Origin of the sequence: Mesorhizobium zhangyense (genome assembly GCF_011045115.1) — a bacterium.
Classification (GTDB): Bacteria; Pseudomonadota; Alphaproteobacteria; order Rhizobiales; family Rhizobiaceae; genus Mesorhizobium_M; species Mesorhizobium_M zhangyense.
This window is the reverse complement of sequence record NZ_JAAKZG010000001.1, coordinates 580,443-601,725: the sequence shown is the minus strand read 5'-3', so window position 1 is coordinate 601,725 and position 21,283 is coordinate 580,443. Positions and strand designations below refer to the sequence as shown.

The 21,283-nt window shown below is 61.2% G+C and carries 17 protein-coding genes; 9 read left to right on the top strand and 8 right to left on the bottom strand.

The features are described from left to right. Positions 1 to 38: 38 nt before the first annotated feature. The 7 genes from rseP to lpxB all read left to right on the top strand — a co-directional run bounded on the left by rseP (position 39) and on the right by lpxB (position 8,235). A complete protein-coding gene (rseP, locus tag G6N74_RS02945; protein ID WP_165114091.1) occupies positions 39 to 1,178 on the top strand; it encodes an RIP metalloprotease RseP in 1,140 nt (379 codons plus the stop codon). Between the two features lie 219 nt (positions 1,179 to 1,397). Beyond that, a complete protein-coding gene (gene bamA, locus G6N74_RS02940) occupies positions 1,398 to 3,773 on the top strand; it encodes an outer membrane protein assembly factor BamA (RefSeq protein ID WP_165114089.1) in 2,376 nt (791 codons plus the stop codon). A gap of 50 nt (positions 3,774 to 3,823) precedes the next feature. After that, the gene (lpxD, locus tag G6N74_RS02935) at positions 3,824 to 4,867 is read left to right on the top strand and encodes a UDP-3-O-(3-hydroxymyristoyl)glucosamine N-acyltransferase (protein WP_165114086.1); all 1,044 of its coding nucleotides are present in this window, start codon (positions 3,824 to 3,826) and stop codon (positions 4,865 to 4,867) included. Between the two features lie 7 nt (positions 4,868 to 4,874). Beyond that, the gene (gene fabZ, locus G6N74_RS02930) at positions 4,875 to 5,342 is read left to right on the top strand and encodes a 3-hydroxyacyl-ACP dehydratase FabZ (protein ID WP_091916815.1); all 468 of its coding nucleotides are present in this window, start codon (positions 4,875 to 4,877) and stop codon (positions 5,340 to 5,342) included. 13 nt (positions 5,343 to 5,355) lie between these two features. After that, a complete protein-coding gene (lpxA, locus tag G6N74_RS02925) occupies positions 5,356 to 6,186 on the top strand; it encodes an acyl-ACP--UDP-N-acetylglucosamine O-acyltransferase (RefSeq protein ID WP_165114083.1) in 831 nt (276 codons plus the stop codon). Further along, positions 6,164 to 7,063: an LpxI family protein gene (locus tag G6N74_RS02920; RefSeq protein WP_165114080.1), complete on the top strand. Its 900-nt coding sequence runs from the start codon at positions 6,164 to 6,166 to the stop codon at positions 7,061 to 7,063. The genes lpxA and G6N74_RS02920 overlap by 23 nt, the downstream gene beginning before the upstream one ends. Beyond that, entirely contained in the window at positions 7,060 to 8,235 is a 1,176-nt protein-coding gene (gene lpxB, locus G6N74_RS02915) for a lipid-A-disaccharide synthase (RefSeq protein WP_165114076.1), read from the top strand. Before G6N74_RS02920 ends, lpxB begins: the two co-directional genes overlap by 4 nt. A gap of 45 nt (positions 8,236 to 8,280) precedes the next feature. Here the strand turns inward: lpxB and gltA are convergent, their stop codons facing one another. Together gltA and gltX are read right to left on the bottom strand one after the other, a co-directional pair. Continuing rightward, positions 8,281 to 9,570, bottom strand: coding sequence for a citrate synthase (gltA, locus tag G6N74_RS02910; RefSeq protein ID WP_165114073.1), 1,290 nt, complete (start codon positions 9,568 to 9,570; stop codon positions 8,281 to 8,283). Between the two features lie 181 nt (positions 9,571 to 9,751). Beyond that, on the bottom strand, positions 9,752 to 11,173 hold the full coding sequence (gene gltX / locus G6N74_RS02905; RefSeq protein WP_165114070.1) for a glutamate--tRNA ligase: 1,422 nt from the start codon (positions 11,171 to 11,173) through the stop codon (positions 9,752 to 9,754). Positions 11,174 to 11,340: 167 nt separating this feature from the next. Here gltX and G6N74_RS02900 point away from each other — a divergent pair, with 167 nt between their 5' ends. Then, positions 11,341 to 13,929 (top strand): ComEC/Rec2 family competence protein, encoded by a 2,589-nt coding sequence (locus tag G6N74_RS02900; RefSeq protein ID WP_246245612.1) that lies wholly within the window; start codon positions 11,341 to 11,343, stop codon positions 13,927 to 13,929. A 20-nt stretch (positions 13,930 to 13,949) separates the two neighbouring features. On the opposite strand, the gene lexA is transcribed toward G6N74_RS02900, so the two are convergent. The 6 genes from lexA to G6N74_RS02870 all read right to left on the bottom strand — a co-directional run bounded on the left by lexA (position 13,950) and on the right by G6N74_RS02870 (position 20,269). Next, entirely contained in the window at positions 13,950 to 14,666 is a 717-nt protein-coding gene (gene lexA, locus G6N74_RS02895; RefSeq protein WP_165114068.1) for a transcriptional repressor LexA, read from the bottom strand. Between the two features lie 182 nt (positions 14,667 to 14,848). After that, on the bottom strand, positions 14,849 to 16,054 hold the full coding sequence (locus G6N74_RS02890) for a molybdopterin molybdotransferase MoeA (RefSeq protein WP_165114065.1): 1,206 nt from the start codon (positions 16,052 to 16,054) through the stop codon (positions 14,849 to 14,851). After that, entirely contained in the window at positions 16,055 to 16,543 is a 489-nt protein-coding gene (gene moaC / locus G6N74_RS02885; protein WP_165114063.1) for a cyclic pyranopterin monophosphate synthase MoaC, read from the bottom strand. A gap of 3 nt (positions 16,544 to 16,546) precedes the next feature. After that, positions 16,547 to 17,362, bottom strand: a complete 816-nt coding sequence (gene trpC / locus G6N74_RS02880; RefSeq protein WP_165114060.1) for an indole-3-glycerol phosphate synthase TrpC — start codon at positions 17,360 to 17,362, stop codon at positions 16,547 to 16,549. Positions 17,363 to 17,366: 4 nt separating this feature from the next. Continuing rightward, on the bottom strand, positions 17,367 to 18,377 hold the full coding sequence (gene trpD, locus G6N74_RS02875) for an anthranilate phosphoribosyltransferase (protein ID WP_165114058.1): 1,011 nt from the start codon (positions 18,375 to 18,377) through the stop codon (positions 17,367 to 17,369). A 2-nt stretch (positions 18,378 to 18,379) separates the two neighbouring features. Next, on the bottom strand, positions 18,380 to 20,269 hold the full coding sequence (locus tag G6N74_RS02870) for a peptidylprolyl isomerase (RefSeq protein ID WP_165114055.1): 1,890 nt from the start codon (positions 20,267 to 20,269) through the stop codon (positions 18,380 to 18,382). A gap of 146 nt (positions 20,270 to 20,415) precedes the next feature. Here G6N74_RS02870 and tpiA point away from each other — a divergent pair, with 146 nt between their 5' ends. Continuing rightward, a complete protein-coding gene (gene tpiA, locus G6N74_RS02865; RefSeq protein ID WP_165114053.1) occupies positions 20,416 to 21,180 on the top strand; it encodes a triose-phosphate isomerase in 765 nt (254 codons plus the stop codon). Positions 21,181 to 21,283: the final 103 nt, after the last annotated feature.

Genomic DNA, 21,283 nt, shown 5'->3' with positions numbered 1-21,283 from the left:
CTTCGCCGAATCTTGTTGAGGGCAGTTGGGGGCATGGTTTGAGCGAGATACTTCCTGCGGTGTTCGGCGTGAACAGTCTCCTCGTCGGCACCATCATACCGTTCCTCTTCGTGCTGACCGTTGTCGTGTTCGTCCACGAAATGGGCCACTACCTCGTCGGGCGCTGGTGCGGCATAGGCGTGCAGGCCTTTTCTATCGGCTTCGGCCCGGAACTCTTCGGCTTCAACGATCGCCACGGCACGCGCTGGAAGCTGTCGGCTATACCGCTCGGCGGCTACGTCAAATTCGTCGGTGACATGAATGTCACCAGTGCGCCTGATTCTACCGAGACGGCCAACCTCACCGACGAGGAGCGCAAGGTAGCCTTTCACACCCAGCCGATCTGGAAGCGGGCCCTTACCGTTTTTGCAGGGCCGGCGTTCAATTTTCTGCTGACGATTGCCGTCTTTACCGTGATGTTTTCCGTCTACGGCCGCTTCGTGGCCGAGCCGATGGTCGCCGAGGTGCGTCCCGACAGCCCGGCCGCAAGAGCGGGCATCCTGCCGGGTGATCGTTTCGTCAGGGTCGGCGGCACGCGCGTGGAAACCTTTGCGGATGTCCAGCGCCTGGTTTCGGGGCGCACCGGCGACGCGATCGAGTTCGTGATGCTGCGCGATGGCAAGGAAGTCACCGTCAATGCCACGCCGGAAGTCATGGAGCAGAAGGACGCGCTGGGAAATAACGTCAAGGTTGGCGTTATCGGCGTAGTCAACAACGAGCAGGTGGGGCAGCCGCGCGTCATCAGCTACAGCCCACCAGGCGCCTTGCTGGAGGCGGTCTACGAGACCGGCAACATCATCGCGCGAACCGGTCAGTTCTTTCAGCGCTTCGTCGTGGGGCGTGAAGACAAGTGCCAGCTCGGCGGGCCGGTGAAAATCGCCGACATGGCCGGCAAGGCGGCGAAGCTCGGCTTCGAGTGGCTGGTGCAACTCGTGGCGCTTTTGTCGGTCGGAATCGGTTTTCTCAATCTTTTGCCGATTCCGCCACTGGACGGCGGGCATCTGCTTTTCTATGGAGTTGAGGCCGTCATCCGACGGCCGGTGTCGGAGCGGGTGATGGAAGCCTTCTACCGACTCGGCATGCTGCTGGTTCTGGGGTTCATGGGGTTCGTATTCTGGAACGATCTCTTTGGATGCTGAAATCATGAAGAAATTTGCCCCGATGAGGGGCGGTATTGAGACGGCGTTTACCATCAATGGCGATATGAGTGACGCGAATGTCACGCTGAATGGCTAAGTAAACGCAAATTAACCAGAAGCCTTGCGTGTAGGGAAAATCCGGTTAATACGGTATGGGAAATTAGCCGCACGTCCGGTTTTCTCGCCGTGGGGACTTCGAGAAAAAGGTTATATAGCCCTATGAAGGCAGCATCGAGTTTTCTAAACGCCGCGTCTGCGGTGGCTTTGTCCGCGTCGCTGGCAGTGCCGGCGGCTGTGGTTGCGCAGTTCGCCACCGTGTCCGTCGCTTCGGCGGCGGTCATCAGCAGCATCGACGTGCGGGGCAATCAGCGTGTCGAAGCCCAGACGATCCGCGACTATGTGCAGATCCGTCCCGGCAAGGCATTTTCCAATGCCGATATCGACGAGGCGGTGAAGCGCCTCTTCGCGACAGGCCTTTTCTCCGATGTCCGCATCAATCAGGCCGGCTCCACGCTGGTGGTGCAGGTCAGCGAGCTGCAGGTCGTCAATCAGGTCCTGTTCCAGGGCAACAAGAAGATCAAGGACGCGCAGCTTTCTGGTACGGTTCAGTTGAAGCCGCGCGGCACGTTCTCGACGCAGACCATGGAGGCGGATGCCGAGGCGATTCGCGAATCCTACCGCCGCATCGGCCGCAACGACGTTGTGGTCGGCACGCAGGTCATGGATCTCGGCGAGAATCGCGTCAACGTCGTCTTCGATATCAAGGAAGGCGACCGCACCAAGATTGCGGCGATCAACTTTATCGGCAACAGCGCATTCAGCAGCCGTCGCCTTGCCGATGTTATCTCGACCAAGAAGTCGACCATCCTGTCCTTCCTGATGCGCGACGACGTCTATGATGATCAGCGTCTCAGGGCGGACGAGGAAGCTCTGCGCCGCTTCTATTACAACCGCGGGTATGCAGATTTCCGCGTTGTGTCGGCCGCTGGCGAACTGGATGAAGCCTCCAACACCTACACCGTGAACATCACGGTTGAGGAAGGCGAAAAATACACCTTCGGCGACGTTTCGGTCGAAAGCTCTATCCCCGAGGTCGATACGGCCGAACTCCAGTCGCAGCTCAAGACCAGGCAGGGCGCCGTCTACAGCGCCAAGAATGTCGAAGATTCCATCATCGCCGTGACTGAAGACGTGGCGGGCAAGGGCTATGCCTTTGCTCAGGTTACGCCGCGCGGCGACCGCAACTTCGAAAACCATACGATCTCGGTAGTCTACACTGTAGATCAGGGCGCGAAGACCTACGTCGAGCGCATCGAAATCCGCGGCAATTCACGCACCCGTGACTATGTCATTCGTCGCGAATTCGACGTCAGCGAAGGCGATGCCTTCAACCAGGTTCTGATCCAGCGCGCGAAGAAGCGGCTGGAAGCGCTCAACTACTTCGAAACCGTCGAAATCTCGACGGCGCCAGGCGCTGAGCCCGATCAGGTGGTCCTCGTCGTCGATGTCGTTGAAAAGTCGACCGGCGAGTTCTCGATCGGCGCAGGCTATACGTCGGGTGGCGAAACGCCCGGCCCGTCGGTTGAAGGCTCCATCACCGAGCGCAACTTCCTTGGCCGCGGCCAGTACATCAAGGTGTCTGCCGGTGGCGGCAGCAAGTCGCGCGACTTTATGGTCTCGTTCACCGAGCCCTACTTCCTCGGTCGTCGCATCGCTGCCGGTTTCGATATCTTCCGGCAGACGCGAACCTACGACAAGTATGAGAGCGAGGCGAACGGCGCGACAATTCGCTTCGGTCTGCCGATCACGGAAGCTCTGTCGACGCAGCTTGCGTACAACTTCACGCAGGAAAAATATAACTATCGTGACCGTTGCTTGACGGACGGCGAGTACGATCCGACCAAGAATGATTGCGATGATATCTCCAACGCCATTCAAGAAGGCATTGAGGAAAGTCCTTGGAACAAGTCTTCGGTTTCGGGAACAATTCTCTACAACACCATTGACGATATGAAGAACCCGCACGCGGGTCTCTATGCGACCTTCACGACGGAGGTTGCAGGTCTTGGTGGCGATGCCAAGTTCGTCAAGCTGACGGGGCGTGGTTCCTATTACCAGACCCTTTCGGAAGAGATGGATATCGTGGGCTTGGCTAGCGTCGGCGGTGGCCATATTGCGGGCTACGGAGATGATGGCCTGCGTATATTCGATCATTTCAAGGGCAGCGAGCGCATGATTCGTGGCTTTGAATATGACGGTTTCGGCCCGTACGATGAGCGGACAGGGGATCATCTCGGCGGCACTACCTATTTCAACGCCTCTCTTGAAGCGCAGTTCCCAGTGCCGGTCATTCCTGAAAGCTTCGGTCTGCGCGGTGCCGTATTCGCTGACGCTGCGACGCTTTATGGCAGCAAAATCGACGCTGCGGGTGTTACTGTGGCCGGTAAGGACATGGAGTGGCGCGCTTCGGTTGGCGCCGGTCTTATCTGGGCTTCGCCGTTCGGACCGCTTCGCGTCAACTACGCTGTTCCAGTCGTCAAGCAAGACAACGACGACGTCCAGAACTTCAGCTTCGGTATCTCGTCCCGCTTCTGATCGAGCGGGCCGACACTTCCGGGCCATCGCGCCCGGAAGAGAAGGTGCACATGTCCGATCCGGTTTTCTTCGCGCCGTCACGCCGCTATACGGCACTTGAGATAGCCGGCCTGACGGGCGCGGAGCTTGTCGATTCCAGCTATGGCAAAACGTCCATCTCCACCATCGCTCCAGCGAGCGAGGGCGGGAAGGACGCGCTTGTCTTCATCGAGGGACGGAAGAACGCCGGCCCGCTGAGAACGCTCAACGCCGCCATACTTCTCTGCACCCCCGATATCGCCGATCAGGCGCCTCCTGGCGTCGCTGTTCTCGTTACGCCACGACCGCAGGCCGCTTTTGCCCAGATCGGGCGGCTGCTTTTCCCCGCTGCGGCGTCGCCGCCGCCCATGACGGGCGAGACCGGCATTTCACCCCGCGCTCATATCGATCCCAGCGCCAGGCTGGAGTCCGGCGTGATTGTCGAGCCCGGTGCGGTGATCGGCGCTGATGTCGCCATCGGTAGCGGCACGATCATCGCGCCGAACGCAGTCATTGCGCGGTCCGTGCAGATCGGCCGGGATTGTTTCATCGGGCCGAATGTCAGCGTGCAGTGCGCTCTGGTCGGCAATCGCGTGGTCATTCACAGCGGCGCGAGCGTCGGACGTGAAGGGTTTGGTTTCGTCGGCGGTGCGAGCGGCCCGGAGCGTATTCCGCAAATCGGCCGCGTCATCATCCAGGACAATGTCGAGATCGGTGCCAACACGACCGTCGACCGCGGCGCGATGTCCGATACCGTCATCGGCGAAGGCACCAAGATCGATAATCTTGTCCAGATCGCGCACAATGTTCGTATTGGACGCGGTTGCGTCATTGCCGGGCATTGCGGTATTTCCGGTTCCGTCACCATTGGCGACTACGTGATGATGGGCGGACGCGTTGGCCTGGCCGATCATCTCACCATCGGCAGCGGCGCGCGTCTCGCAGCCGCCAGCGGCTTCATGAACGATGTGCCGGCCGGCGAGGTTTGGGCCGGCTTGCCGGCAAGGCCAATGATGGAATTCATGCGCGACGTTGCCGCGATTCGAAAATTGTCTTCAAAACCCAAGAAGGGGTGAGACCATAATGGCTGACAACGCCCCGACCACGCTCGAAGCCGTGGATATTCTAGGATTGATGAAGCTTCTGCCTCATCGTTATCCGTTTCTGCTGGTCGACAGGATCATCGAGATCGACGAGGACAATTCGGCGATCGGAATCAAGAATGTCACCATCAACGAGCCGCATTTTCAGGGGCATTTCCCCGAGCAACCCGTTATGCCCGGCGTCCTGATCATTGAAGCAATGGCGCAAACGGCCGGTGCGATCTGCATCAAGAGCCAGAATACGGACAAGCCTTCGCTCGTCTATTTTATGACGATAGACAATGCGAAGTTCCGGCGCCCCGTCGTGCCGGGCGACCGCCTTCACATCCATGTGAAAAAGCTGAAAAAAAGAGGCAATATCTGGCGTTTCGCTTGCGAAGCGATGGTTGACGGCGCAAAGGCTGCGGAAGCGGAAATCTCCGCGATGATGTCGCCGCCCGTGGCCTGACCAGCGAGAATACATGCAGACTGAAACATTCATTCATCCGTCCTCCGTCATTGAAGAAGGCGCCCGCATTGGCGCGGGATCGAATATCGGCCCGCTCTGCTATATCGGAAGCGATGTCGTCATCGGTGAAAACGTCAGGCTCGTAGGCCACGTCACGGTCATCGGCGCAACGACCATAGGCGACGGTTGCACGGTATGGCCCCAGGCCGTTCTTGGCGGACCGCCGCAGAACACCAGCCACAAGGGCGGCCGCACCACGCTGACGATCGGCAAGAACTGCACCATCCGCGAATTCGTGACCATGCATGTCGGCACCGACAATGCGCGCGGCGCAACCATCGTCGGTGACAACGGCACCTTCCTTGCCTATTCCCACGTCGCCCACGACTGCACCGTCGGCAACAACGTCACACTCACCAACGGCGCTACCCTCGGCGGCCATTGCGAGGTCGGAGACAATGTCGGTATCGGCGGGTTGAGTGCCGTGCATCAATTCGTGCGAATCGGCCAGAATGCGTTTCTTGCCGGCGGCTCGATGTTTGTTGGCGATGTCATTCCTTATGCGATTGCCATGGGCAATCGCGCCAAGCTGCGCGGCCTCAATGTCGTCGGGCTGAGGCGGTCGGGCATGTCCAAGGCAGAGATCATGACCCTTCGGCGTGCCTATAAGACGATCTTCGATCGCGCGCGCCCACTCAGTGAAAATCTGGAGATTGCCCGCGTCGAGTTCGCTGATTCTCCGACCGCGATGAAAATCGTCGATTTTCTCAGCGCGCGCGGCAAGCGTCACTATGCCGTGCCGCCGCTCAAGGGTGCCGTCGATGACGACGCCGACGAGGACTGACCCGAAAATCCCGATAAAGCTTGCGGCCGGTGACAAGGTCGGCATCGTCGCGGGAAGCGGCAGACTGCCGGTCAATGTTGCCGAGCGCCTTACGGCTGCCGGTCATGCGCCATTCGTGGCCTTGATCGAGGGTGAGGCGGACCAGGCCTCGACGCTGACATCTTGCGAACACGAGTATCTCCAGCTCGAAGATTTTGCAGTGCTGGTGCCGACGCTGAAGCGCCACGGCGTTACCCATGTCGTTCTGGCCGGCGGCATTGCGCGCCGGCCCGAGTGGCGCAAGGTCAAACCGCGTCTGGCGCTGCTTGCCATTTTGCCGAGGGCGCTTGCTGCGCTCGCGCGCGGCGACAACGGCCTTTTGAAAGCGCTGGTCAGCGGTCTGGAGGCCTATGGCATGAAGGTTGTCGGTGCGCATGAGATCGTGCCTGACCTGCTCGCAATCGAAGGCCCGATGACAGGCGTGGTTCCTTTGAAATCGGACTGGCGCGATCTGGATGCAGCGCTTGCGGCGGCCCGCACCATAGGCGCGCTGGATATCGGGCAGGGCGCTGTTTCCATCGGCGGCCGTGTCATTGCGCTGGAAGGCATCGAGGGCACAGACGGGCTCCTTGCCCGCGTTGCCGGCATGCGCGGCCACGGCCGCATAGCCGGCAAGAAACGCGGTGTTCTGGTCAAATGTGCCAAGCCGGACCAGGAAATGCGCGCGGACTTGCCGACGATCGGCCCCGCGACCGTCGAAGGCGCGCATGCTGCCGGTCTCGCCGGCATCGGCGTGGAGGCAGGAGGCTCGCTGGTGCTTGACTACGGAAAGATGATCGAGCGCGCCGATGCACTTGGCCTGTTCGTCGTCGGCCTGCCCAAGGGCGTCGGCAAATGACCGGAGCGCCGCTCAAGATAGCGATCGTCGCCGGTGAAGAGTCGGGCGATCTCCTTGGTGCGGACATCATTCACGCCTTGCGCAAGGCGACCGGCCGTGAAATCCAGCTGGTCGGCATTGGTGGCCGGCACCTGCAGGCTTTGGGCCTGACACCGCTGTTCGATGGCAGTGATATCGCGTTGATGGGTGTCACGGCGATTCTTCGCGACCTGCCGCGTCTGTACAAGCGCATCGGCCAGACCGCGCAGATGATCGTTGCGGAAAAGCCGGACTGCCTGATCACCATCGACAGCCCGGATTTCACCTTGCGCGTCACCAAAAAGGTCCGTGCGGCCGATCCGACCATCCCGATTGTCCATTACGTCTGTCCGAGCGTTTGGGCCTGGCGGCCGGGCAGGGCGCAGGCGATGCGGCCGCATGTCGATCATGTGCTGTGCATCCTGCCGTTTGAAACTGCCGAGCTTGAACGGCTCAGCGGTCCTCCTGGCACCTATGTCGGGCATCGGCTGACGCAGGACCCCAACGTTCAGGCCGCCGCCAGCGCACAGGCGCAGCCGCGCGATCTTTCGGACGATCGCGAAAAGACGCTGCTTCTCCTGCCCGGCTCCCGCAGGGGCGAGGTGAAGGGGCTCATCGAGCCTTTTGGCCAGACCGTAGCTGCATTGCGCGCGCGCGGGCATCGTCTGCGGCTCCTGCTGCCAACTGTTCCGCATGCCGCGGATATGGTGAAGACTGCAGTCTCTGGCTGGGAACAGCAGCCCGAAATCATTCTCGATCCGGCCGGAAAATGGCGGGCATTTGCAGAAGCCGATGCGGCGCTGATCGCATCCGGTACGGTTTCGCTGGAACTTGCGCTTTCCGGCGTGCCGATGGTCTCGAGCTACAAGCTCGACGCTATCGCGCGTTTGATACTGAGCATGGTCACGGTTTGGTCGGCGCTTCTGCCCAATCTTATTGCCGATCGACCCATCGTGCCGGAATTCTACGATCAGTATGTCCGGCCGCAAAATCTCGCCCGGCATATCGAGGCGCTGTTTTCGGACACGGCATTCCGGACCTGGCAGAAGGACGGCTTTGCCGAGGTGGCAAGACGCATGGCAACCGAGCGACCGTCCGGCGAGATTGCAGCAGACGTTGTTCTCGCTGAGATCGCCAGAAAAAAAGCCAAATAAAAAGCGCCCCGTAAGGCGCTTTTTTAATGCGGAATGTCTGGACGATCAGCGCTTGGCGATCGGCACGTAGTCGCGTTCCGGCGAGCCCGTGTAGAGCTGGCGCGGGCGGCCGATCTTCTGGTGCGGATCCTCGATCATTTCCTTCCACTGGGCGATCCAGCCAACCGTGCGCGCCACGGCAAACAGCACCGTGAACATGGTGGTGGGGAAGCCGAGCGCCTTCAGCGTGATGCCGGAGTAGAAGTCGATGTTCGGATAGAGCTTCTTCTCGATGAAATAGCTGTCGGTCAGCGCGATCTTTTCGAGCTCCATGGCGACATCCAGCATCGGATCGTCCTTGATGCCGAGTTCGCCCAGAACCTCATGCGTCGTCTTCTGCATGATCTTGGCGCGCGGGTCGTAGTTCTTGTAGACGCGGTGACCAAAACCCATCAGGCGGAACGGATCGTTCTTGTCCTTGGCGCGGGCGATGAATTCCGGGATACGGTCGACATGGCCGATCTCGCTGAGCATGTTGAGCGCTGCTTCATTGGCGCCGCCATGCGCCGGACCCCACAGGCAGGCAATGCCGGCAGCGATGCAGGCGAAGGGATTGGCGCCCGACGAGCCGGCGAGACGAACGGTCGAGGTCGAGGCGTTCTGCTCGTGGTCGGCATGCAGGATGAAGATGCGTTCCATGGCGCGGGCCAGAACGGGATTGACCTTGTATTCTTCGCACGGCACCGCAAAGCACATATGCAGGAAGTTCGCCGCGAAATTCAGCTCGTTCTTCGGGTAAATGAAGGGCTGGCCGATGTGGTACTTGTAGGCCATGGCCGCGATGGTCGGCATCTTGGCGATAAGGCGGATCGACGCCACCATGCGCTGGTGCGGGTCCGAGATGTCGGTCGAGTCGTGATAGAAGGCCGACAGCGCGCCGACCACACCGCACATCACCGCCATCGGGTGCGCGTCACGGCGGAAGCCGGTGAAGAAGCGCGACATCTGCTCATGCACCATGGTGTGGCGCGTGACGCGGTAATCGAAGTCGTCCTTCTGCGCCTTGGTCGGCAGTTCGCCATAAAGCAGCAGATAGCAGGCTTCGAGGAAGTCGCCGTGTTCGGCCAACTGGTCGATAGGATAGCCGCGATGCAGCAGGATGCCCTCATCGCCATCGATGAAGGTGATTTCCGACTCACAGCTCGCCGTGGAGGTGAAGCCGGGGTCGTAGGTAAAGGCGCCGGTATCCTTGTAGAGCGCGCCGATGTCGATCACGTCTGGTCCGACGGAGCCACTTCGCACCTTGAATTCGTGGGTTTTGCCGCCAAATTCCAGTTTCGCTGTCGATTCGGTCATCGCAAACTCCCTTCAGTTTCTTTCCCGCGTCAAACGCGGTTTCTTGCAACGCAATATGTGAGGCATATCGAAATGCGCGCTTTTGCTATCGCATTTCTCAAGGCGTGCCAAGTTCGGCAGTGATGCTAATGTTGCACCGCAGCAGACGGGTTTCAATGCCCGTCGATGAGGCCAGAACGGCTTAATCGATTTGATCCGAAATGCGTGCCAGGCTTTCTTCGCGGCCCAGCACGGCAAGCACGTCAAATACGCCGGGAGAGGTGCTTTTGCCGGTCAAGGCGGCACGCAGCGGCTGCGCTGCAGCGCCAAGTTTCAGCTCGTTTGCGACGGCAAATTCACGTATCGCGGCCTCGGTTGTCACCGCGTTCCAGTCATTCACATTTTTGAGAGCATCCAGCGCGCCACGCAAGGTGGTGCGCGGTTTTTCGCCGAGCAGAACAGCAGCTTTCTCGTCCATCGCAAGCGGGCGCGCGGCAAACAGGAACGCAGCGCCATCAGCGAGTTCGATCAATGTCTTTGCACGCTCCTTCAGGCCGGGCAGGGCGGCCAGGAGCTGCTTCTTGCGGTCTTCGTTCAGCCCTTCGGAAATCGTTGCGCCGTTCTCGAGATAAGGCAGCGTCGCAATGAAGATGTCGAGCAGTTCTGCGTCATCCATCTTGCGCATATGAAGGCCGTTCAGCGCCTCCAGCTTCTGGAAATCGAAGCGCGCCGCACCCTTGTTGACGTCGTCGATGTCGAACCAGCGGATCATATCGTCGAGCGACATCACCTCGTCGTCGCCATGGCTCCAGCCAAGACGGACGAGATAGTTGCGCAGCGCCGCAGGCAGGTAGCCCATGGCGCGATAGGCCTCGACGCCGAGCGCGCCGTGCCGCTTGGATAGCTTGGCGCCATCCGCGCCATGGATCAGCGGGATATGCGCCATGACAGGCACATCCCAGCCCATGGCATTGTAGATGACCGTCTGGCGCGCCGCATTGGTCAGGTGGTCGTCGCCGCGGATGATATGGGTGACGCCCATATCGTGATCGTCGACCACGACGGCGTGCATGTAGGTCGGGTTGCCATCCGAACGCAGGATGATGAAATCGTCGAGATCCTTGTTGGGAAAGCGAACATCGCCCTGCACGCGGTCGCGCACGATCGTCTCGCCCTCAGTTGGCGCCTTGATGCGGATCGCGCCCTTCACCCCGGCAGGTGCCTCGGAAGGATCGCGGTCGCGCCAGCGCCCGTCGTAACGCGGCGGACGGCCCTCGGCACGGGCCTTTTCGCGCATTTCCGTGAGCTCTTCGGGGGAGGCGTAGCAGTAATAGGCCTTGCCGGCGCGCACCAGTTCCTCGGCCACTTCGCGGTGACGCGGCGCGCGCTCGAACTGCGATACTGGATCGCCTTCCCAGTGCAGGCCGAGCCAGGAAAGGCCATCCAGGATGGCTGCGGTCGCCGCATCGGTCGAGCGCTCGCGATCGGTATCCTCGATGCGCAGCAGCATCGTGCCGCCGGTGTGGCGTGCATAAAGCCAGTTGAACAGGGCCGTGCGGGCGCCGCCGATATGCAGATAGCCGGTGGGCGAGGGGGCGAAACGGGTAATGACTGTGTCGGACATTGGACTTCCAGAAGGCAGGGACGAGCCGGCGAGAGCCGAAGATGGCACGCATGGCAATTCGGTAGCGTTCATGTAGCATGGATGGTCAGGGGTGCAAGGGGCAGGGGCAAGCCGGATCGCCGCGAGGTGCGCGCGTGCCGGCCAGGTCCCGAATTGGGGAAACCTGGATGGCGCGAGAGACATCCACAGGCGAGACGAGCGAGCGGGCGCAGTTTGCCTATCCGCTGGACGCGCCGCTGGTTTCGCCTCCCTCGCGATCGCCGCCAGCCAACCCGGCTACGCTACTGCCGGTACCTTGGAAATCTCCGCCGCCGCTGCTGCCGGCAGCCTGGCGCAAGACGCTTCAGACTGTTCCGTCGCGTGCGCGAGCCACGCGGTCCTTCGCGACGGCAATCGTCCTGGAACTCGAACGCGGAACGCCGTTTCTTCTCGTTCCGGTGTTTCTGGCGCTTGGCGCCATCATCTATTACGGGCTCGGAGCCGAGCCGGATTTCCTGCCGATGTTTGGCGGCAGCGTTGTGCTGTCGGCTTTGCTGCTGTTGCTGCCGTCGCATTATCAGGCGCTGCGTTTTGCAGCGATGGGGGCGTTGATCTGTGTTGTCGGCATGGGGCTTGCCAAGATCGAGACATGGCGCGCTGGCACCAAGATCCTTGGATCGGAAATCTCCACGCAACTGACCGGGCGTGTCGCCGGGATCGACCATATGGCCAATGGCCGTGTGCGATTGACCATCGATGTAATGGCAACGGCAAGGCCGACACTGCGCTACGCGCCGGACCGCGTTCGCGTCTCGGCCCGGAAAATCCCGCCGGGACTGATGGTCGGATCGGAAATCAGGGGCTCGGTCAAGCTGATGCCGCCTTCCGGCCCCGTGCGGCCCGACAGCTATGATTTTTCCTTCAAGAGCTATTTTGACAGAATTGGCGCAAGCGGATTTTTTCTGCGCGGACCCGAACTGATAGAGACGACCGCTCAGCCTTCCGCCAGTGTTCGCTTCTCCATCTGGGTCGAAAATGCCCGCAACGTCATTGCGGATCGCATCCGAAGCCAGATCGGTGGCCCCGAGGGCGAGATCGCGGCCGCATTGGTGGTCGGTATTCGCGCGGGCATTCCCGAAGACATCAATGAATCGATGCGCCGCACCGGGATCTACCACATCATCTCGATCTCAGGCCTGCATATGGCGCTTGTCGCTGGAACCATGATGGGTTCATTGCGCGCGGTCTTCGCGTTGTTTCCCGGTCTTTCGTCACGCCGGCCGGTCAAGAAATACGCCGCCGCCGCGGCACTTGTGGCGATTGCGGCTTATCTCTTCATCTCCGGCGGCGAGGTTGCTGCCCAACGCAGTTTCATCATGCTCGCGATCATGCTGACGGCACTGCTGTTCGACCGCGGTGCTCTCACCATGCGCAATCTGGCGATCTCGGCCATCGTCGTCATCGTGATCTCGCCGCACGAGGTCATCGGCCCGAGCTTCCAGATGTCCTTTGCTGCGACCGCGGCCTTGGTCGGCGCTTATGCCCTGTGGGCGGAGAGGCGTTCGCAAAGGTCAAAACCCTTTGTTCCACCGGGCAATGTGTCGCTGATTTCCGGTTTGACCAGGCGCACGATCGGATCCGTCGGCGCGCTCGCCATGACCTCGATCATCGCTGGTCTCGCGACGACCGCATTTGGCGCCTATCACTTTCAAAGGGTTTCACCGCTTAGCCTTCTCGCCAATCTTGGCGTCATGCCCGCAGTATCGATCCTCGTCATGCCTTTCGCTGTCGCCGGCTCATTGGCGATGCCGCTCGGCCTGGATGGTCCGTTCTTCTACGTCATGGGCAAAGGGCTGACGGCGATGATCGTCATTTCGCAATGGATATCGGATCGCTCGCCCGTCGATGCGGTCGGGCTGGTTTCGGGGCAATCCCTGGTATTGCTCACCGTCGCGCTGGTGATTGCGACCATGGCATCCACATGGCTGCGACTGCTGGCGGTGCCTTTCACGCTCGCTGGAATGCTGCTTCTGGCAGACGTTCGGGCGCCCGACATTCTCGTCTCGGAAGATGCGAGACTGGTGGCTGTACCGGTCGATGATGAAAATCTCGCAGTCAACCGCGCGCGGCCGAACGAATTCACCATCGAAAACTGGAAGCGGGCGCTGCTCTCGGAAAATCTGATCAAGCCGGTCGATACGATTAACGATGCCGGCAAGAAAAAGCCAAGCCGGGAAGGGCGTCGTAATTCGTCGAACGGCACGTCCTTCGATGATTCCGCGGAAAATGAAGCAGCCGGTCTTGCATCAAGCGATACGACTATTTCGTCCGAACAATCCCCCGGAAAGCTGGCGAACTTGCTCCCCGCTGGTTTCGACTGCCACGATGGTCTTTGTCTGGCGACGCACCGATCCGGCGCGATTATCGCACACGCCGCCGATTGGCGTTCCGCGCGACGCGCCTGCGATTATGCGAGCCTTATCGTGGTCGACGACGCGACAGCCGAGGATGTCTGCGAGGAACCGGTGCCACTTGTCGTCACCAAACGCGAACTGGCCAAACTCGGCAGTGCCGCCATCTATCTGAATGGCGACAGTTCAGAGCGAGGCGCCGAAATCCGCTTTGCGCTGACACAACCGTATCGCCCCTGGCATACACAACGAGCGTTTTCTCGAGAGGCGCGCGGGTTGTCGCCATATCAGCGAAGAGAAAGTAAGCCGGCGAACAATCAGTTCAAAAAGTCTAGATACTCAAATTCGCGAAGCGCCAAACCGTAACCTGGCGGCGCCGCGCATCATCAGTAGCGCCGGATCAATCCCACCAGCTTGCCCTGGACCTTCACGCGGTCGGGTCCGAAAATCCGCGTTTCATAGGCCGGGTTGGCTGCCTCCAGCGCAATCGATGCGCCCTTGCGGCGGAAGCGCTTGAGCGTGGCCTCCTCTTCATCCACCAGCGCAACGACGATTTCGCCGGGATTTGCCGTGTTGGCATTTCGGATGATGACCGTGTCGCCGTCAAAAATGCCGGCCTCGATCATCGAATCGCCTTTGACTTCAAGGGCGTAGTGCTCTCCGCCCATGATCATCTCCGGTGGCACGGAGATGGAATGCGTCTTGTGCTGGATGGCCTCGATCGGCACACCGGCGGCAATCCGGCCCATTACCGGGATTGATACAGCGGACCCGACATCGTCATTACCGGCCACAGGGCCACGCGCGGGTTCCGGCCGTCGTCCGAGGCTTCCTTCGATGACGCTCGGCGAGAATTTCGCGCGCTGCGGCGCCAGCCCAGGAGCCATGGAATCGGGCAAACGCAGAACTTCGAGCGCTCGAGCACGATTCGGTAGTCGGCGAATGAACCCGCGCTCTTCAAGAGCCGTGATCAACCTGTGGATGCCGGATTTCGACGCAAGATCCAACGCTTCCTTCATTTCATCGAAGGAGGGGGGGATTCCGGCTTCTTTCATCCTCTCGTGGATGAACATTAGAAGCTCGTGTTGCTTGCGCGTCAGCATGGCCACCCCCGAAGAATCAAATCAAAAACAAAACCAGAACAAACACTATCTGTTCCATTTGTGTTCTGCAACCGTTTAAATTTTAATGAATATATTAACGTGGTGGAAACAATACGCGAACACTCCGACTTTGGAGACTCTCAACCGAACAGGAGCGGAACGAAAGTCTCTGAAGCTTCAGGTCAGCGAATTTTCAGGACGGTGCACGGCGCGCCGGCCTCAGCCGCCGGCGCAAAAGGCTCGCGGATAATCAATGCATTGGCCTCGGTGAAGGTCCTCAGCATCGAGGAGTCCTGGATCTCGAATGGCGTCGCAACAAGCCCGGTGTCGTCGTCTCGAAGAACGGCGCGCACATAGTCCTGACGCAGATCGTTGGCCTGCATCGCCGTGCCGAGGAACGCCTCATGAATGTCCGGCACATGGTGTCGCCCGCCAAGCCGCGCCAGCAGCGGCTTCAGGAACAGATGCGAGCAGACGAGGCTCGCCACCGGATTTCCGGGCAGGCCGATGCAGCGGGTGTGCCCAAGCCTGCCGAACATCAGCGGCTTGCCGGGCCGCATTGCAATCTTCCAGAAATCGAGGGTTACGCCTTCCTCGGTCAGCACGTCATGGATGAAATCGTGGTCGCCAACCGATGCGCCGCCCAGCGTCACGATCACGTCAGCGCCGGCCTCCACGGCGCGCTTGATCAGCGCCGAGATGGCCTCCTTGCGATCGGGCGCGATGCCGAGGTCGAGCACCCGTGCGCCAACCGATTCGGCGATCGCTGCCACGCCATAGCTGTTGGAGGCGATGATCTGGTCGGGGCCTGGTTCGCTGCCCGGCGGCAAAAGCTCGTCGCCGGTGGCGATGATCGCCAGCAGCGGTTTTTTCACGACGGGAAGGTGAGGGTGATTGGCCGCCGCCGCCAGTGAAAGCGCTCCGGCATCCAGAACCCTGCCTTTTTCAAGCAGCAGGTCGCCTGTGGAAAAATCGAGACCCTTGCGCCTAATGTGCCGCCCGGCATCAACCGTTTCGGTGACCTCAACGGTTCCGCCTTCGTGCTTTCTGGTATTCTCCTGGATGACGATGGTGTCGGCACCGTCCGGCATCGGCGCGCCGGTAAAGATGCGCACGGCCTGATGCGGCTCTACTTTGCCGGCAAAGCGCCGCCCGGCCGGAGCTTCGCCGATGACATTCAGCGTTGCCGGGACATTGGCGACGTCAGCACTGTGCACCGCATATCCGTCCATGGCGGATGCGTCGAACGGCGGCTGCGTGCGCAGCGCTCGGACAGGTTCGGCCAGCACACGGCCTGCAGCCTCAGCCAACGGCACGGACTCACCGTTGCCGGGACCGGCGCCATCGAGCAGGCGTTGCAGGGCATCGGTGACCGGCAGCAGCGCCATCTATGCACCAGCCCGATAATCGCCGGATTTGCCGCCGGTCTTTTCGACCAGCCTGATGCCGGAAATGACCATGCCACGATCGACGGCCTTGGCCATGTCGTAGATGGTCAGGCAAGCGACGGAAGCCGCAGTCAACGCTTCCATTTCGACGCCGGTCTTGCCGGTGACGCGGGCAAGTGCGGTCACGCGCAGGCCGGGCAAGGAATCGTCCGGCTCGATATCGACCGAAACCTTGGTCAACAGCAGCGGATGGCAGAGCGGGATGAGCTCATGCGCCCGCTTGGCCGCCATGATGCCAGCGATACGCGCCGTGCCGAGCACGTCGCCCTTCTTGGCATTGCCCTCGCGGATCAATTTCAGCGTCTCGGGCAGCATGGTGACAAAACCTTCGGCGATCGCCGTGCGCTCGGTTTCTGGCTTTTCGCCGACGTCGACCATATGGGCTTGGCCTTCGATGCCGAGATGGGTGAGGGCGGGTTTGCCACTCATGGCCTAGCCGTTCGCCGCATGAGCGGGAGCACCAGTCAGCAGCGTCCGCGTTGCCGCCGCCACGTCCTGCTGCCGCATCAGGCTCTCGCCGACCAGGAATGTGCCGATGCCGAAGTGCTCCAGCCGCCGGCAATCCTCATGGGTGAAGATGCCACTTTCGCCGACCAGCAGGCGGTCGTCGGGCACAAGCGACGAAAGCCGCTCGGAGGTTTCGAGACTTGTCTCGAAGGTGCGCAGGTTGCGGTTGTTGATGCCGATCAGCCGCGAGGACAGTTTCAGTGCCCGTTCCGTCTCTGCCTCGTCATGCACCTCGATGAGTACGTCCATGCCCAGTTCGAAGGCTGCATCCTCCAGCGCCTTGGCATCGTCGTCGGTCAGGCTCGCCATGATGATCAGAATGGCATCCGCGCCCCAGGCGCGCGCTTCATAGACCTGATAGGGTTCGAACATGAAATCCTTGCGCAGGGCCGGCAGTTTGCAGGTAGCGCGCGCTTTGGTCAGGAATTCAGGTGCGCCCTGAAACGACGGCGTGTCGGTCAGCACCGAAAGGCAGGCTGCACCTCCTTCTTCGTAAGCCTGCGCCAGCGCCGGCGGATCGAAATCCGGACGAATCAATCCCTTGGAAGGGCTCGCCTTCTTGATCTCGGCGATCAGCGCGAAGTCGCCGGCATCGCGCTTTGCTTGCAAGGCGGCGTGAAAACCGCGCGGCGCATCGGCGTCGCGGGCGCGGGCCCTGAGTTCGGCCAGCGGTGTGCGGGCCTTGGCGGCGGCGATCTCGTCGCGCTTGTAGGCCTCGATCCGGGTCAGAATATCGGCCATCGCTCTATCCGTTCGAAACTTTTACCAGCGCGTCGAGGACGCCGAGCGCGCGGCCATTGTCGATCGCCGCCGCGGCAGCTTTCACGCCGTCGGCAAGCGTCGCGGCCTTTCCGGCAATCACCAGTCCTGCACCGGCATTCATCAGCACCGTATCACGGTAAGCACCGGGCGCACCCGACAGCATATCGCGCAGCGCCTTGGCGTTGAAGGCCGCGTCGCCGCCGCGCAGATCGTCCTTGCTGTGCCGCTTGAGACCGAATTGCTCAGGCGTCAAAACGAAACTCGTCAAAGCGCCACCGGCAAGTTCGGACACATGCGTTTCGCCGGTCGTGGTTATCTCGTCATAGCCGTCGCCATGGACCACCCAGACATGCTCGCCACCAAGCGCCTTCAGCGTCTCGGCAACCGGTTGCACCCATTCGGGTGAAAACACGCCGACCATCTGGCGGGTGACGCCGGCCGGGTTGGAGAGAGGGCCAAGGATATTGAAGATCGTGCGGGTGCCGAGTTCGACGCGCGTCGGTCCGACATGGCGCATCGCGGGATGATGCGCCGGCGCGAACATGAAGCCGACGCCGGCTTCGCGAATGCAGTCGCCGATCGCCTCGGGCGTCAGGTCGATCTTCACGCCGAGCGCGATAAGCACATCGGCCGCGCCCGTCTGCGAGGACAGGCCACGATTGCCATGCTTGGCCACTGGCACGCCGCAACCGGCGATGACGAAGGCCGAGGCGGTCGAGATATTGACGCTGTGCGAGCCGTCCCCGCCGGTGCCGACGATGTCGACGGATCCAGCGGGCGCATCGACCCGCAGCATCTTTGCGCGCATCGTTGCAACAGCGCCGGAGATTTCATCGACGGTCTCGCCGCGCACGCGCAGTGCCATCAGGAAAGCACCGATCTGGCCGGGCGTGGCTTCGCCCGACATGATGATGTCGAAGGCTTCCTTGGCCTCCTCGAAAGTCAGGGCCGCTCCCGTGGCGACCTTGGCGAGATGCGGTTTGAGCGTGGTCATCGTCAGAAGGCGAGTGCCTGGGTGACGGCGTTTCGGTTGATCTCGACGGTATACTGCGTCTGCAACCGCGCCACCAACTGGTCCAGAAGATCGTCGGACATGCCAGCTGCAAACTGCTTGCGCGCATCCTCGGGCACGGTGTCGGCGCCTGCGCCGGCAGGCTCGAACACCTCGGCAACCCTGAACAGGATCTGTGCATCCCCGGCCGGAGCCGGGAACACGCCGACGCCGTTTTCGCCTACGCCAAAGGCTGCAGCGACGCCCGGCTTGCCGAAATCAGCGTCGTCCGCCTCGCGCTTCAATCCGCGCTTGGTCTGCTTTTCCTGCGACAGTTCGCTTGCCAGCGTGTCCAGTGAGGTGCCGTCCTTGATGCGTTTTTGAAGTTCCGCGCCCTTGGCGGCGAGCCGTGTCGCCGTTTCCTGCTTCGTCCAGTCGGCAACGGCCTTTTCGCGCACCTCATCCAGCGTGCGATCGCGGGCTGCGGTGACGCTTTCGGCCTCGTAGAAGACGTAGCCGCTCGAGCCGATGGTCACGGGCGGGTTCTCGATGCCGGCGTCAGCCTGGAATACGGCCTGAATCAGTTCGCGCGACTGGGGCAGTGTGTTGACGATCGAACCATCCGGACGCAGGGCAGCACGGTCGATAGCGTCGATGGTCACGACCTTGAGCTTCAGCTTGTCGGCGGCTTCCTTCATCGATTCGCCATTAGCGCGGGCATCCTCATAAGCGTCGTGCGTCTGGATCAGAACGCGGCTGGCTTCCGTCAGCGCCAGGTTCTTGCGAATTACGGCAGACAGTTCGGCGAGCGGCTTCTCCACGGCAGGCTTGATTTCGGTGACGCGCAAAAGCACGGGGCCGAATGCACCCTGCACGACCGGGCTCACCTCGTTGGCGCCGAGCGCGAAGGCGGCATCCGCCACGGCCTTGTCGGCAATCCGGTCCTTGGCGACGGTGCCGAGAAGCGTGTCGGCCTGCGTCTTTCCCTCAGCTGTCACGACCTTGTCGAAGGTTGCGCCGCCCTTGATCGAATCAAGTGCTGCGTTCGCCGCTTCGGGCGTCTTGAAGACCAGTTGCTCGATGGTCCGGGTTTCCGGCGTGGTGTAGCGCGCCTTGTTCTTCTCATAGTCCTCGCGAATTTGATCGTCGCCCACCGACGCTTCGTCGGCAATGTCGGCCGGTTCCATTTTCACATAGGAAATCTTGCGGTATTCGGGCGCCGCATAGGTCTTCTTGTTTTCCTCGAACCATTTCGCCAGCACATCCTGCGCCGGCGAGGCGATCGGCTCGACCAGCGATTTGGGCAACGTCAGATAATCGACGGTGCGATCCTCGCCCTGGTAGAGCGCGTAAGCGCGCAGGAACGTATCCGGTGCTTTCATGCCGTCGGACACCGCCTCGACGATCTGCTGGCGGATCGCCACCTGGCCTCGCGAAGCGAAATAGTCGTCCGGACGCATGCCGACCTGTCGCAGCACATAGTCGAATTGCTGGCGGTTGAAGCGGCCGTCCGGTCCCTGGAAGGCCGTATCCTCGGCGGTAAGGGCCGCGAGCCGATCCTTCGACAAGCCGAGGCCCATCTTGCGGGCCTGTTCGTCCAGCACAGCACCGGCAACGAGCTGCGCCAGGACCTGATTGTCTATGCCGAATGCAGTTGCCTGTTCGCGGGTGATGCGCTGGCCGAACTGCTGCGACAGCGCATTGATCTGCCGGTCATAGGCAAGACGGTATTCGTTGACGGAGACCGATGTGCCGCCGGCGGTCAGCACCTTGTTGCCGCCACCGCCACTCATCATTTCCCCGGAAATGCCCCAGACGGCAAAGCTGACAACCAGCATAAGAAGCAGAAGCTTCGCAACCCAGGTTCCAGCGGCATTTCGCAAGCTATTGAGCATGATCGGTTCCGGTCTTGGCGTATTTAGGCGTGTTTAGTGTCTGAACGAAGGGCAATAGCGTCCTTCAGCCTCACTGTCGATTGCTTTGTGGCCTGATTTTGGTAGGGAGGGCGCGGGTCGCCGTTACAATAAAGATGGGAAGAGCAATGACACCAGGAATTCGTCCGCTGGTCGCAGGCAACTGGAAGATGAACGGAACCAGTGCCTCGCTGAACGAACTTCGCGCCATCACCCACGGTTTCATGCATGGGCTCGATGCCGACACGGAAGCGCTGGTCTGCGTGCCTGCGACGCTTGTTTTTCGGGCCGCGGAAATCGCAGCCAGTACCCCGGTGCGCATCGGCGGCGAGGATTGTCACGCCAAGGAAAGCGGTGCCCATACCGGCGACGTTTCGGCTGAAATGCTCAAGGACGCAGGCGCTAGCCATGTGATTGTTGGCCATTCCGAACGGCGTACCGACCATGGCGAAGACGACGCGGCCGTCCGCGCCAAGGCCGAAGCGGCCTGGCGGGCAGGGCTCGTCGCCGTCATCTGCATCGGCGAAACGCGCGCGGAACGTGAAAGCGGTGCTACCCTCGACATATTGTCGCGGCAGATCGAGGGTTCGGTTCCTGCCAGCGCAACGCCGGCCAACGCTGTGATCGCTTACGAGCCTGTCTGGGCCATCGGCACCGGGTTGACGCCGACGGTGGCCGATGTTGCCGAGGCCCATGCCCATATTCGCGCTCGCCTGCTTGAACGGCTGGGCGCGGACGCCGGCAAGATGCGCATACTTTACGGCGGGTCGGTGAAGCCTTCGAATGCGGTCGAATTGCTCGCCATCGACAATGTCGATGGCGCACTGGTCGGCGGCGCCAGCCTGAAGGCTGCCGATTTCCTCGGCATAGCCGAAGCCTACCAGGCGATGTGACCTTTTGCCGAAAAATGCGTTTGTAAACCTCGCTTTGCGCCCCATATTCGGGCGCGGGCTTGGAAATGCTGCAAAAGCATTGTATTGAGCCGCTCCAAATAAC